The sequence below is a fragment of the Pseudofrankia sp. DC12 genome, from assembly GCF_000966285.1.
Classification (GTDB): domain Bacteria; phylum Actinomycetota; class Actinomycetes; order Frankiales; family Frankiaceae; genus Pseudofrankia.
In genome coordinates this window covers 5,729,768-5,743,399 of sequence record NZ_KQ031391.1, presented here as the reverse complement: position 1 = coordinate 5,743,399, position 13,632 = coordinate 5,729,768, and the positions used below count along the sequence as shown (strand labels likewise).

Annotated in this window: 13 protein-coding genes; 2 read left to right on the top strand and 11 right to left on the bottom strand. The window is 72.3% G+C overall.

The genetic code is table 11. From position 1 onward, the window contains the following. Positions 1-4: 4 nt before the first annotated feature. The 10 genes from recO to hemW form a co-directional block, all read right to left on the bottom strand. Complete coding sequence (gene recO / locus FRADC12_RS23155) at positions 5-736, bottom strand: DNA repair protein RecO (protein ID WP_045878210.1); 732 nt, start codon at positions 734-736, stop codon at positions 5-7. Between the two features lie 78 nt (positions 737-814). Then, positions 815-1,843 carry a GTPase Era gene (gene era, locus FRADC12_RS23150; protein WP_045878209.1) on the bottom strand — a complete coding sequence of 343 codons (1,029 nt, stop codon included), beginning with the start codon at positions 1,841-1,843 and terminating at the stop codon, positions 815-817. A gap of 1 nt (position 1,844) precedes the next feature. Then, the gene (locus tag FRADC12_RS23145) at positions 1,845-2,294 is read right to left on the bottom strand and encodes a cytidine deaminase-like protein (protein ID WP_232303988.1); all 450 of its coding nucleotides are present in this window, start codon (positions 2,292-2,294) and stop codon (positions 1,845-1,847) included. Further along, on the bottom strand, positions 2,257-3,702 hold the full coding sequence (locus FRADC12_RS23140) for a hemolysin family protein (RefSeq protein WP_045878208.1): 1,446 nt from the start codon (positions 3,700-3,702) through the stop codon (positions 2,257-2,259). Before FRADC12_RS23140 ends, FRADC12_RS23145 begins: the two co-directional genes overlap by 38 nt. 23 nt (positions 3,703-3,725) lie before the next feature. After that, positions 3,726-4,247: an rRNA maturation RNase YbeY gene (gene ybeY, locus FRADC12_RS23135; RefSeq protein ID WP_045878207.1), complete on the bottom strand. Its 522-nt coding sequence runs from the start codon at positions 4,245-4,247 to the stop codon at positions 3,726-3,728. Positions 4,248-4,293: 46 nt separating this feature from the next. Further along, on the bottom strand, positions 4,294-5,397 hold the full coding sequence (locus FRADC12_RS23130; protein WP_232303987.1) for a PhoH family protein: 1,104 nt from the start codon (positions 5,395-5,397) through the stop codon (positions 4,294-4,296). A gap of 187 nt (positions 5,398-5,584) precedes the next feature. Next, on the bottom strand, positions 5,585-6,340 hold the full coding sequence (locus tag FRADC12_RS23125; RefSeq protein WP_084011132.1) for a 16S rRNA (uracil(1498)-N(3))-methyltransferase: 756 nt from the start codon (positions 6,338-6,340) through the stop codon (positions 5,585-5,587). A gap of 10 nt (positions 6,341-6,350) precedes the next feature. Then, positions 6,351-7,487, bottom strand: a complete 1,137-nt coding sequence (gene dnaJ / locus FRADC12_RS23120; protein ID WP_045878206.1) for a molecular chaperone DnaJ — start codon at positions 7,485-7,487, stop codon at positions 6,351-6,353. A 64-nt stretch (positions 7,488-7,551) separates the two neighbouring features. Continuing rightward, positions 7,552-8,571: a heat-inducible transcriptional repressor HrcA gene (hrcA, locus tag FRADC12_RS23115; protein ID WP_045880091.1), complete on the bottom strand. Its 1,020-nt coding sequence runs from the start codon at positions 8,569-8,571 to the stop codon at positions 7,552-7,554. 581 nt (positions 8,572-9,152) lie between these two features. Next, positions 9,153-10,379, bottom strand: a complete 1,227-nt coding sequence (gene hemW / locus FRADC12_RS23110) for a radical SAM family heme chaperone HemW (protein WP_045880090.1) — start codon at positions 10,377-10,379, stop codon at positions 9,153-9,155. A gap of 273 nt (positions 10,380-10,652) precedes the next feature. On the opposite strand from hemW, the gene FRADC12_RS23105 reads away from it, so the two are divergent. Beyond that, positions 10,653-10,868 (top strand): hypothetical protein, encoded by a 216-nt coding sequence (locus FRADC12_RS23105; RefSeq protein ID WP_045878205.1) that lies wholly within the window; start codon positions 10,653-10,655, stop codon positions 10,866-10,868. Positions 10,869-11,058: 190 nt separating this feature from the next. On the opposite strand, the gene rpsT is transcribed toward FRADC12_RS23105, so the two are convergent. Further along, positions 11,059-11,325 carry a 30S ribosomal protein S20 gene (gene rpsT / locus FRADC12_RS23100; RefSeq protein WP_045878204.1) on the bottom strand — a complete coding sequence of 89 codons (267 nt, stop codon included), beginning with the start codon at positions 11,323-11,325 and terminating at the stop codon, positions 11,059-11,061. 352 nt (positions 11,326-11,677) lie between these two features. Here rpsT and lepA point away from each other — a divergent pair, with 352 nt between their 5' ends. Next, positions 11,678-13,522 (top strand): translation elongation factor 4, encoded by a 1,845-nt coding sequence (gene lepA / locus FRADC12_RS23095; RefSeq protein WP_045878203.1) that lies wholly within the window; start codon positions 11,678-11,680, stop codon positions 13,520-13,522. The last annotated feature ends 110 nt before the right edge of the window (positions 13,523-13,632 follow it).

Sequence of the window (13,632 nt, the reverse complement as noted above, 5' to 3'; positions counted from 1 at the left end):
GCTGTCACGCCCGCTCGAGGTGTGGCAGCGCCCGAAGCCCCCGTTCCAGGTGCCACTGCAGATACGCGGCGACGATGCCGGCCGCCTCCCGCCTGGTGCGCGCATCGGTAGCCTCCGCCTCGGCCCAGTCGCCGTGCAGCAGATCAGCCAGCAGCTGGACGGCGATGACCGACACCGACGCCGCGCCGTGCGGTCGACACCGCGGGCAGACTACGCCTCCGCCGGCGACCGACACCGACGGGTGGGGCCCCGGCTCCCCGCAGCGGGCACAGTCGTCCAGCGCCATCCCGTACCCGCTGACCGAGAGCGCCCGCAGCAGGAAGGCGTCCATCACCAGCCCGGGCGGATGCTCACCGGACGCGAGCGTGCGCAGCCCACCGACGAGCAGCAGGAACAGCCGCAGCGCCGGCTCGCGCTCCTCGCTGGTCAGCCGCTCGGCGGTCTCCAGCATCACCGCGGCCGCCGTGTGCCGTGCATAGTCGACGGCGAGGACCGCGCCGTAGGATCCGAGCAGGTCGGCCTGGGTGACGGTGTCCAGCGAGCGGCCCTGATGCAGCTGCAGGTCGACGTACATCGCCGGCTCCAGCCGGGCGCCGAACCGCGACGACGTCCGGCGCACGCCCTTCGCGACGGCCCGGACCCGCCCGTTGCGCCGGGTGAACAGCGTGATGATCCGGTCGGCCTCGCCGAGCGGCATCGTGCGCAGCACGACCCCCTCATCGCGGTAGACCGGCATGTACCCATGGTCGCACGCACCAGCGACACGCCGCGCGGCCAGCCTGGTCAGGTCGCCACCCAGGCCACCAGAGGGCGGTCAGAAGCCGAGGCGGCGCAGCTGCTTCGGGTCGCGCTGCCAGTCCTTGGCGACCTTGACGTGCAGATCGAGGAAGACCGGGGTGCCCAACAGTGCCTCGATCTGGGCTCGGGCCGTGGTCCCGACGTTCTTGAGCCGGGAGCCGCCGGCGCCGATCACGATCGCCTTCTGGCTGGGCCGCTCGACGAACACGTTGACGTGCACGTCCAGCAGCGGCCGGTCCGCCGGCCGGTCCTCGCGGGGCAGCATCTCCTCGACGACCACGGCGAGCGAGTGCGGCAGCTCGTCGCGGACGCCCTCCAGCGCCGCCTCCCGGACCAGCTCGGCGACCATCACCCGTTCCGGCTCGTCAGTCAGCTCGCCGTCCAGGTACAGCGGCGGCCCCAGCGGCAGCCGCGCGACCAGCAGGTCCGCCAGGACGTCGAGCTGGTGGCCGGCGACGTGATCCCGGTCGCCGGTCGGGGCCTCCCCCCGCACCGGCACCGGCACGGCGCTCACCGGCACGATCTCGGCGAAGTCCGCGAGCTGGGACAGCTCCAGCAGCCGGGCGCCGATCCGGTCCGGGTCCCTGACCAGGTCGGTCTTGGTCAGGATCGCGATGACCGGGGTCCGCCCGGGCAGCCGGGCCAGCTCCTCGGCGATGTACCGGTCACCGCGGCCGACCGGCTCGTCGGCGGGCGCGCAGAAGCCGACGACGTCGACCTCGGAGAGGGTCGCGCGGACCACATCGTTGAGGCGCTCGCCGAGCAGCGTGCGCGGCCGGTGCAGACCCGGGGTGTCGACGAGCACCAGTTGGGCGTCGGGCCGGTGCACGATGCCGCGCACGGCGTGCCGGGTCGTCTGCGGCCGGCCGCTCGTGATCGCGATCTTCGTCCCGACCAGGGCGTTGGTCAGCGTCGACTTGCCGGCGTTCGGCCGGCCGACGAAACAGGCGAACCCGGACCGGAACGTGGCCGGCTGGGTGGCGTCGGGCGCTCCCGAGCGCTCGGGAGCGCCCGACGCCGGCGCCTGGGTGGGGTGTCGTGCCATGTCAGACCACCGTCCGGTTGCGGGGAACGCCGTCGGGGCCGGCGAGGAGGACGGGGACGCCGGCGCCGAACTCGGCCAGCACCGCGAGGTCGTCGGCAGCGGGCGCCGCGTTCTCGGTGACCATGGCGGCGGCCTCGAACCGGCGGGCGCCGCTGGCGGCGGCTGCCACCACGGCGGCCCGCAACGCGCTGGTCACCAGCTCGGGACGGGCATGCCCGACGGTGGCGGCGGCGTAGGTCCGGCCGTCGGTGTCGCGGACGGCCGCGCCCTCGGCCAGCTCGCCGTGCGGGGTGTAGGCCCGCAGCCGCGCGGACCGGGCGAGCACGACCAGCTTGGCGTCCTCGGCGGCCAGCTCACCGGTCACCGGCTCGCCCCGCCGGGCCTCGGCACCCGGTCGCCCGGCGTCCCGCGGCTCAGCGGCCAGCTGGGTCTCGTTGGCCTCGCTGCCCATCGCGCTCCTCACCCTTCTGACTGCCACCCCGGCTGGCCTCACCCCTGCCGGCGGACCTACCGTTCTCGCCCCTGCCGTCCCGGCGCGAGTCGGCCTCGGCTGAGAACGGGTCGCCCGGGTCACCGCCGGCGACCGTCTCGGTGCCGAGGCGGTGCACGACGACGGTACCTATCTGGTTGCGCCGGCCGGCCGCCCGTTCGGCCGTCAGCGACAGCCCGCCGACCGAGGCGGTCGCACCCGGGATCGGGACCCGGCCCAGCGCGCTGGCCAACAGCCCGCCGACCGTCTCGACCCCGTCCGCGCCCGGCAGGTCGTCCTCGCTGACGCCGAACAGCTCCGCGAGGTCCTCGACCTCCAGCCGGGCGGTCACCCTGGCGGTCTCGTCGTCCAGCCACTCGACCCGCGGTACCGCGCTGTCGTACTCGTCGACGATCTCGCCGACGATCTCCTCGAGGATGTCCTCGATCGTCACCAGACCGGCGGTGCCACCGTACTCGTCGATGACGAGGGCCATGTGGGTGCGCGACGCCTGCATCTCGCGGAGCAGGTCGTCGGCGGGCTTGCTCTCCGGTACCAGGACCGGCGGGCGCATCACCGACTCGACCGACCCGTCGCCGCCGCCCTCACGCTCGCGGCCGACCAGGTCCTTGAGGAAGACGATGCCGACGATGTCGTCGACGCTCTCCCCGACGACGGGGATTCGCGAGAAGCCGCCCCGCAGCGCGAGCGAGATCGCCGCGTCGACGGTCTTGGTGGACTCGATGAAGACCATGTCCGGCCGGGGCACCATCACCTCGCGGACCAGGGTGTCGCCGAGCTCGAAGACCGACGCGATCATGTCGCGTTCCTCCGGCTCGATGACCTCGTTCTCCTCGGCGAGGTCGACCAGGTCGCGCAGCTCGGCCTCGGAGGCGAACGGGCCGTCCCGGTAGCCCTTGCCCGGGGTGACCGCGTTGCCGAGAGCGATCAGCAGCCGGGGCAGCGGCCCGAGCAGCCGGGCCAGGCTGAGGGTCAGGCCCGCGCCCGCCAGCGCGACCGACGGCGCGTGCTGGCGCCCGAGCGTCCGGAACATCACCCCGACGAGCACGTAGGCGACCAGCGTCGCGATCGCCGCGCCGAGGAACACCGCGGCGAAGCCGGTCCCGTACGCGTGCGCGGCGACGATCGTGATGCACGCGGCGGCGACCATCTCGCCCATGATCCGCAACAGCAGCAGCAGCGCCAGGTAGCGACCCGGATCGGCGACGACGATCGCCAGCCGGCGCGCGCCGGGCCGGCCCTGGCGGACGAACTCCTCGACGGTGACCCGGGAGACCCGGGTCAGCGCGGCGTCGACCCCGCCGAGCGCGGCGGCCACCAGCGAGGCCGCGACTGCCAACAGGATGAGCGGCGTATCTCCAGACCCCATTACGTCGTCCCGTTACCGGCGGCTCAGCCGGCGCTGGCCGGGCCGGCCGGGGCGCCAGCCGAGCCCGCGCCAGCCTCGAGGGCGACGGCGGCCTCCCAGCGGACCAGCAGGTCCTCCTGGAGGCGGAACATCTCGCGCTCCTCAGCCTGCTCGGCGTGGTCGTAGCCGAGCAGGTGCAGGATGCCGTGGGTGCACAGCAGGTGCAGCTCCCGCTGGGTGGTGTGGCCCGCGGTGACGGCCTGCTCGCGGGCCACCTCGGGGCACAGCACGACGTCGCCGAGCAGCGTGGCCGGGTCGTTGTCGGCCGAGTCGGCGTAGCTCGACTCGAACGCCTCGTCCTGCGGGAAGGCCAGCACGTCGGTCGGGCCGTCCTCGCCCATGTAGCGCACGTGCAGGTCCGTCATGGCCGCCGTCTCGACGATCATGATGGACAGCTCGGCGAGCGGGTTCACCTTCATCGCGTCGAGCACGAAGCGGGCCAGCCCGGCCAGCGTCACCTCGTCGACGTCGGACTCGCCCGTCTCGTTGGCGATGAACACGGACATCAGGGTCTCCCTGCCGGCAGACTGGCCGTGACCGCCGCGCGCGCCGTCACCGTCGTTCCCGGCGGGCGGGCCGGGCGGCGGCCGGCCGTGGCGCGCCCGGGCCGGCCGCGGGCGTCGCGCCGTCGATCGCGTCCCAGCGTGAGTAGGCGTCGACGATCTCGCTGACGAGCCGGTGGCGGACCACGTCGGTACTGGTCAGGTTCGCGAAGTGCACGTCCTCGATGCCGTCCAGGATCTCCCGGACGACCCGCAGGCCGCTGCGGGTGCCGGACGGCAGGTCCACCTGCGTGATGTCGCCGGTGACGACGATCTTCGCGCCGAAGCCGAGCCGGGTCAGGAACATCTTCATCTGCTCGGGCGAGGTGTTCTGCGCCTCGTCGAGGATGATGAAAGCGTCGTTGAGCGTCCGGCCGCGCATGTAGGCCAGCGGGGCGACCTCGATGGTGCCGCTCTGGATCAGCCGTGGGATCGAGTCCGGGTCGACCATGTCGTGCAGCGCGTCGTACAGCGGGCGCAGGTACGGGTCGATCTTCTCGAACAGGGTGCCCGGCAGGAAGCCGAGCCGCTCCCCCGCCTCGACGGCCGGCCGGGTCAGGATGATCCGGTTGACCTTCTTGGCCTGTAGGTACTGCACCGCCTTGGCCATCGCGAGGTACGTCTTGCCGGTGCCGGCCGGGCCGATCCCGAACACGATCGTGTGCGTGTCGATCGCGTCGACGTAGCGCTTCTGGTTCAGCGTCTTCGGCCGGATCGTCCGGCCGCGGCTGGACAGGATGTTGAGGGTGAGCACCTCGGCGGGCCGCTCGGTGCCACCGCCGCGCAGCATCGCGAGGGAATGCTCGATGTGCTGCGCGGACAACACCGTCCCGGCGTCCAGCAGCGCGGACAGCTCGGTGAACAGCCGGACGGCCAGGTCGTTCTCGGCCGGCTCCCCGGTGATCGTGATCTCGTTGCCGCGGACGTGGATGTCGGAGTGCAGGGCCTGCTCGATGACCCGGAGCAGCTCGTCCTGCTGGCCGAGAAGACTGACCATGCTGTGCGGGCCGGGCACCACGAAACAGGTGACCGTCGGCGGGGCTGGAGCGGTGATGGCGCGCGTGGCGCCACCCTGGGCAGTGGCGGTGCCGTGGGGCGTGGCGGATTCGGGCATGAGGACGGCCGCGGGTGGGCCGAGACACCTCTCGTCTGTATCAGGGCAGGAATCTTCCAGCGGCGATCCGCACAGCTCGATCCTCGAAAACGAGCCCCGAGAACCCAGCTCCCGAGAACCCTGCTCCCGAAAAATCTCGCTCCCGAAATATCTCGGCGCGGAATGCCACACGAACTACCGGTTCAGTCTAGCCGTCCCACCGGCCGATGGCCGCGAGCAGCACGGCCGCCGCGGCGACGCCGGCCGTCGAGGTACGCAGCACCGTGGGGCCGAGCCGCACGGCGACCGCGCCCGCCTTCCCGAAGCCGGCGAGCTCCTCATCCGCTATCCCGCCTTCGGGTCCGACCACGAGCACGATCTCCCCCGTCGGTGGCCAGCCGCCCGCCCGGCCCGCCGCCAGGCTGGCCAGCGGCTCGGCGGCGCTCTCGTGCAGGACCAGCCCCAGGCTGGCGGCACCAAGCCGGTCGCGCACCGTACTCGTGCTGGCCAGCTCGCCGACGACCGGCCAGCGCGCTCGACGGGCCTGCTTCGCCGCCTCGGCCGCGCTCGCCACCCAGCGCGCCCGGGAGCGCGCGCCGCGCTCACCGTCCCAGCGGGCGACGCTGCGCGCCGCCGACCACGGCACGATCTCGTCGACGCCGACCTCGGTCAGCATCTCGACCGCGAGCTCGCCCCGGTCGCCCTTCGCCAGCGCCTGCACGACGACGAGACGCGGTGCGGGCGCTGGGGTGTGCGCCCGGTCCAGGACCCGGCAGTCCAGCTCGTCCCGGCGCACCGCGGCGACCTCGCAGCGCAGCGCGGACCCGGCCCCGTCGGTGACGTCGAGGCGCTCCCCGACCCGCAGCCGGCGCACGGTGGCCGCGTGCCGCCCCTCCGGCCCGGCGAGCGTGAAGACGTCGGCGGTGGGCAGCGGCGCCAGGTGGAAGACGGGGGTCGTCACCACCGGTGCGGGCCTACTTCTTCCGGCCGCCGCGGCGGCGGCTGAACAGGCCGGTGTTCGCGGTCGCGGCGCTGACGACCGCCGGCGCCTCCTCGTCACGCAGCCGGGCCAGCTCGCGCAGCAACCGCTCCTGCTCGGCGTCGAGCTTCGTCGGCGTCTCCACCGACACGTGGATGTGCAGGTGGCCACGGCCCACCGCGCGTAGGTGCGGCACGCCCCGGCCGGCCAGCCGGATCACCTCGGCCGGCTGGGTACCCGGCTTGACCGTGATCGTCTCGGTGCCGTCAAGCGTGTCGAGCGTGGCGGTGGTGCCCAGCGACGCGGCGGTCATCGGCAGCCGCAGGTCGCAGTGCAGGTCGTCGCCCTCCCGGCTGAAGATCGGGTGCGCCTTCTCCGAGACCTCGACGTAAAGATCGCCGGCCGGCCCGCCGCCAGGCCCGACCTCGCCCTCGCCGGACAGCCGGATGCGCATCCCGTCCTCGATCCCGGCCGGGATCTTCACGGTCAGGGTGCGCCGCTTGCGGACCCGGCCGTCGCCGGCGCACTCGCGGCACGGGTGCTCGATGACGGTCCCGGTGCCCTGGCAGCGGGTACACGGACGCGAGGTCACCATCTGGCCGAGGAACGACCGGGTGACCTGCTGGATCTCACCGCGACCGCTGCAGGTCGGGCAGGTGCTCGCAGAGGTGCCGGGGGACGCGCCCGAACCGGTGCACAGGTCGCAGACTACGGCCGTGTCGACGGTGATGTCCCGGTTGGCGCCGAAGGCCGTCTCGGCGAGGTCCAGCTCGATGCGCAGCAGCGCGTCGTTGCCCCGCCGCACCCGGGACCGCGGCCCGCGGCTCGCGCCGCCCCCGAAGAAGGCGTCCATGATGTCGCCGAGGCCGCCGAAGCCGCCGCCCCCGAAGGGCGAGCCACCACCGCCACCGCCCGGCGCGAGCGGGTCGCCGCCGAGGTCGACGATCTGGCGCTTCTCCGGGTCGGAGAGCACCTCGTAGGCCGCCGTCACGGTCTTGAACCGCTGCTGCGCCTCCGGGTCCGGGTTGATGTCAGGGTGCAGCTCCCGGGCGAGCCTGCGGTAGGCCCGCTTGATCTCGTCTCCGGTCGCCTCACGGCCGACACCGAGCACGGCGTAGTAGTCCACTGCCATTTAGAAGTCCACTGCCATTCGGAAGACCACGGCCCTCAGCTGATCCGCTCGTGGCTGGTGGCCGTCATCCGGCGCCCAGCACTTCACCCACATAGTTCGCCACGGCCCACACGGCGGACATTGTTCCCGGATAGTCCATCCGCTTGGGGCCGACCACCCCCATGCCGCCCAGAGCGGCCGCGCCTCGGCCGTAGCCGGTCGCGACGACCGCGGTGGACCGCAACGCATCGACGTCCGTCTCGCGACCAATGCGCACGGTCACGGTACCTGGCTCCCGCGCCCAGCCGATGAGCTTGAGGAGCACCACCTGTTCCTCCAGCGCCTCAAGGATCAAGCGCAGCGAGTCGGAGAAGTCCACGGCCGAGCGGGTCAGGTTCGCGGTGCCGGCGAGCGCGATCCGCTCCTCCTGCCGCTCGACCAGCGTCTCGATCAGGACCGTCGCCAGCACGGTGAGCTGGGTGCGCAGCCCCGGCCCGGCCTCCTCGGGCAGCGACGCGGCCGCGGCGGCCGCATCCGACAGGCGCCGGCCGCCGAGCGCGCGGTTGAGGATCATCCGCAGCTCGGCCACCGTCTCCTCGTCGACCGGCTCGCCGACGTCGACGATCCGCTGCTCGACCCGGGCGGCGTCGGTGATCAGCACGATCAGCAGCCGGCCGGCGCTGATCTGGACGACCTCGATGTGCCGGACCCGGCTGGAGGTGAGCGACGGGTACTGGACGACGGCGACCTGCCGGGTCAGCTGGGCGAGCAGCCGGACCGAGCGGCGGACCACGTCGTCGAGGTCGAGGGCGCCCTCGAGGAAGTTCTGGATGGCCCGCCGCTCCGCCCTCGACAGCGGCTTGACCCCGGACAGGCGGTCGACGAAGAGCCGGTAGCCCTTGTCCGTCGGGATGCGTCCCGCACTGGTGTGCGGCTGGGTGATGTAGCCCTCGTCCTCCAGCGCGGCCATGTCGTTGCGGACGGTGGCCGGCGAGACCCCGAGCGCGTGCCGCTCGGCCAGCGCCTTCGAGCCGACCGGCTCGTTGCTGGTCACGAAGTCCTCGACGATCGCCCGCAGCACTTCCAGGCGGCGTTCCTCCAGCACGTCACGCACCCCCTCGGCGACCACACGGCCGCGCCTGTCGGGGCCGGCGCCCAGCTGACCAGCCTGACTCACCGGGCCACGGCCGTCGAGGGACTCCGCCCAGCCGTGCCGGCCCAGAGCGCAGGATCATCAACGCGCCTCCTCCACTGCCGGACGATCGCCGCCAGTCCGCCGTCGCGTCACGTCGGGTGTGACGCGCCTCGGGGTGACGAGATCATTCCAGCCTGGCACTCCGCAGCCGTGAGTGCCAAGTCTAGCTTCCTCCCCCCTCGCCCTGCCTCGCCATCGGCCGGTCTCCGGTGGCGTTCGGCCAGAGACGGCGCTTCGCGCCTCTGGCCGCCCTGCCTGACTCGGGCGCTTGGCGCCCTCGCCAATCTGGTGCTGTGTAGGGGCAGAAAGTCTTGGGCAGCGCCTATCCAGGGTTGGGACTTCTGGTCACGTACCGTGTTGGGATCCTTGGTCGCGTCCCGCGTCCCGCGTCCCGCGTCCCGCGTCCCGACGTCTTGACGCCTTCCGCGTTCGCCGTGTGGTCGCGTTCCGCGGTGGGACTTCTGGCGGCGTTCGGCTGGGTCGATTTCGGGCTATGAGTCGGGTAGGAGGGCTCGGACCACCGTGTCGGTCAGGAGGCGGCCCTCGCGGGTCAGCTTGATCCGGCCTTCGGCGCGGGCCGGGCCGTCGATCAGGCCGGTCGCGGTCAGCTCGTCGAGGGAGGAACGGGCGGATTCGGTGAGGGCGGACAGCGGGAGGCCGTCGGACATGCGGACGGCGAGCATGACCCGCTCGACGTGGCGGGCGTCGGCGTCCAGGGTCTCGCGGGCCTGCGCGGGGCTGCGGGCGGAGCGCAGCCGTTCGGTGTACTCGGTCGGGTGGCGCATGTTCCACCAACGGACCCCGCCCACGTGGCTGTGCGCGCCCGGGCCGATCCCCCACCAGCTGTCGCCCCGCCAGTAGCCCAGGTTGTGCCGGCACCAGGCGGCCGGCCCGCTGGCCCAGTTGCTGACCTCGTAGTTGGTCAGGCCCGCCGCGGCGAACGTCTCGTCGGCCTGGACATAGCGGTCGGCGAGCAGGTCGTCGTCGGGTTCGAGCAGCTCGCCCCGGCGGACCCGGCGAAACAGCCGGGTACCGTCCTCGACGGTGAGCGCGTAGGCGCTGACGTGGTCGGGGGCGAGCTCGATGGCGGCGGCCAGGCTCGCGGCCCAGTCCGGCTCCGACTCACCCGGCGCGCCGTAGATCAGGTCGACGCTGACCTGCTCGAATCCCGCCTTGCGGGCCCAGCAGACGACGTCGGGCAGCCGGCCGGGGGTGTGCCGGCGGTCGAGCGTGGCCAGCACGTGCGGCCGGGCGCTCTGCATCCCGAACGAGATCCGGGTGAAACCGGCGGCCCGGAGCTGTTCGAGCGCGACCGCGTCCACGGACTCGGGGTTCGCCTCGGTGGTCACCTCGGCGCCCGGGCGCAGCCCGAACGTGTCGTCGACGGCGGCGAGCAGGGCGCCGAGGTCCGCCGGCGGGAGCAGCGTGGGGGTGCCCCCACCGAAGAACACCGTGTCCACCGGCGGGGCTCCGTCGCCGAGAACCCGCGCGGCGAGTGCGAGCTCGGCGATGGCGGTCGTGGCGTAGCTCGCGGCGCTCGCGCCGCCGCCGAGCTCGGCGGCCGTGTAGGTGTTGAAGTCGCAGTACCCGCACCGGGCCGCGCAGTAGGGGACGTGGATGTAGATGCCGAACGCGCGCCGGGGAAGCTCGACGAGGGCCGCGGCGGGCAGCCCGCCGTCCAGAGGCGGGGACTCGCCCTCGGGAGGCTTGGGGGACATGTACTCCAGTGTGCTCCCGTCGCGTACTGACACGACGACACACAGTTCGGCGGAACTCGCCACCCCGACCGCGGACGACGCCCGGACCACCTGCCACGCCGGCCGGGCGTGCAGGTTCGGCTTGCCCGGCCACCGCGCCGAGCACTCGCCGGCCCGCTCGACCAGCGGCCGGCCGCCGCCCGCGACCCGGACCGGTTGGATTCGCGGGCCGGCGGCCCGGCGGCTGGCGTGTCGTGGTGGCTATGTCGCCGTCAGTACGAAAAGATTGGACATATGGACGACGACGTCGCGGATCTGCTTACAGCAGACGATTTCCTCATTCAGGCGGCCCTCCTCAAGGAGGGGCTCGCGCTGCTGCCGCCGCGCACGACCGAGTACCGCTCCGGCACCGTTCGCTACCCGTGGAGCGAGCGCGAGGAGCCGGCCACCCAGCCCATTCCCGTCGTCCACCCGCCGCTCCCGGGCCCCGCCACGAGCACGCAGGGCTGAGCCGGCCGGACAAGCCCACCCGCCGCAGGCATACGAAAAGCCGGAACGTCACGGAACGTTCCGGCTTTCGCGCTTTCTGGCAGCGAGCGCCGGCACTACCCCGGCGACGGGGGCGCCACCTGCGTGGCCACCCCCGCCAGGTGGCTCCCGCGCGACCGCCGCAGGGGCGGCCGAACGCGGCAGCCGCCTGCTAGGCGGTCAGGTCAGCGTGCTGCTTAGCCATGGCCGACTTCTTGTTGGCGGCCTGGTTGGCGTGGATGACACCCTTGCTGACGGCCTTGTCGAGCTTCTTCGAGGCAGCCTGCAGCGACGCGGTGGCGGTCTCGACGTCACCGGCGGTGGCGGCCTCGCGGAAACGGCGCACGAGGGTCTTCAGCTCGGACTTCACGGCCTTGTTGCGCAGCCGGGCGCGCTCGTTGGTGCGGTTGCGCTTGATCTGCGACTTGATGTTGGCCACGCGGGGAAACCTCGTCGTCGAGTTGGGGACTAGGACTTCGGTCTGGGTGCCACACCCTGGGGTGCCAGGCCCGCGGGCGCCGAGCCTCCCAGGCTCGTCATTCGCGGACCGTCAACCGCGGGTCGTCACGCGGGGACCCGATGCGGCGCGGCTAACCCTACAGTACCTAGAACGAACAGCGGTCCGCGGCTGGCGCCGACGGACCCGGTGATCCTAGCCGACCCGGCGCGAGCGCGCCCCCGCGCGCCGCGCGGACCTGGCTCGCCGGGAATGCTGGCACGATGGAGGGCAGGTTCGCATCCGCGGACCCCCGCCCCGCGCATGCCACCATCGAGAAACGAGACTCCCCCGCGTGTCCCCAGCCGTCGAGGCGCCCGGTGCCGACCAGGCGTTGATCCGCAACTTCTGCATCATCGCGCACATCGACCATGGCAAGTCGACGCTCGCCGACCGCATGCTCGGCGTGACGGGCGTGGTCGAGGCGCGCAACATGCGCGCGCAGTACCTCGACCGGATGGACATCGAGCGCGAGCGCGGGATCACGATCAAGGCACAGAACGTCCGGCTGCCCTGGAATGCCGACGACGGCCGGGACTACGTCCTGCATCTGATCGACACCCCCGGGCACGTCGACTTCACCTACGAGGTGAGCCGTTCGCTGGCCGCCTGTGAGGGCGCGATCCTGCTGGTCGACGCCGCGCAGGGCATTGAGGCGCAGACGCTGGCGAACCTGTACCTCGCGATCGAGAACGACCTGACGATCATCCCGGTGCTGAACAAGATCGACCTGCCGGCCGCGCAGCCGGAGAAATACGCCGAGGAGATCGCGCAGATCATCGGCTGCGAGCCCACGGACGTGCTCCGGGTCTCCGGCAAGACCGGGGTCGGCGTGCCCGAGCTGCTCAACGAGGTCTGCCGCCGGATTCCGCCGCCCGCAGGCGACCCGAACGCCCCCGCCCGGGCGATGATCTTCGACAGCGTCTACGACATCTACCGGGGCGTGATCACCTACGTCCGGGTCGTCGACGGCTCGCTGAGCACCCGCGACCGCTGCCTGATGATGTCCACCGGCGCCAGCCACGAGACCCTCGAGGTCGGCGTCATCTCGCCCGATCCGGTGCCGCGGCCCTCGCTGTCGGCCGGCGAGGTCGGCTACGTCATCCCTGGAGTCAAGGACGTCCGCCAGGCCAGGGTCGGCGACACGATGACCTCGGCCCGTCGCCCCGCGACCGAGGCGCTCGGCGGCTACCGCGACCCGCTGCCGATGGTGTACTCCGGCCTCTACCCGATGGACGGCTCCGAGTACCCGGCGCTGCGCGAGGCGCTGGACAAGCTGCAGCTCAACGACGCGGCGCTCACCTACGAGCCGGAGACCTCGGCCGCGCTCGGGTTCGGCTTCCGCTGTGGCTTCCTCGGGCTGCTGCACCTGGAGATCGTCCGCGAGCGCCTGGAGCGCGAGTTCGGCCTGACGCTGATCTCCACGGCCCCGAACGTCGTCTACCGGGTCGTCATGGAGGACACCTCCGAGCACACCGTCACCAACCCGAGCGACTGGCCTGGCGGCAAGATCTCCGAGGTCTACGAGCCGGTTGTCGACGCGATGGTGCTGTTGCCGACCGACTTCGTCGGCGCCGTCATGGAGCTGTGCCAGTCGCGCCGGGGCGTGCTCAAGGGGATGGACTACCTGTCCGCCGACCGGGTCGAGCTGAAGTACACGATGCCACTGGGCGAGATCATCTTCGACTTCTTCGACGCGCTGAAGTCACGCACCCGCGGCTACGCGAGCCTCGACTACGAACCGGCCGGCGAGTCGCTGTCGGACCTGGTGAAGGTCGACATCCTGCTGCAGGGCGAGGCGGTCGACGCCTTCTCCGCGATCGTGCACAAGGACAAGGCCTACGCCTATGGCGTCTCGATGACGGGCAAGCTGCGTGAGCTGATCCCCCGCCAGCAGTTCGAGGTGCCGATCCAGGCCGCCATCGGCAGCCGGATCATCGCCCGGGAGAACATCCGGGCGATCCGCAAGGACGTCCTCGCCAAGTGCTACGGCGGCGACATCACCCGTAAGCGCAAGCTGCTGGAGAAGCAGAAGGAGGGCAAGAAGCGGATGAAGACCATCGGACGGGTCGAGGTCCCGCAGGAGGCCTTCATCGCCGCCCTCTCCAACGACGCCTCCAAGAGCAACCGCCCCGGTTAGCCCGTCTCCGCCGCCGTGACGCGGGCCCCGCGGTCGAACGGCCGCAGGGTATGTCCGTCTCGGCGGGACCACGCGCCGAGGACGTTGTCGATCGTGGTCGCTCCACCGCC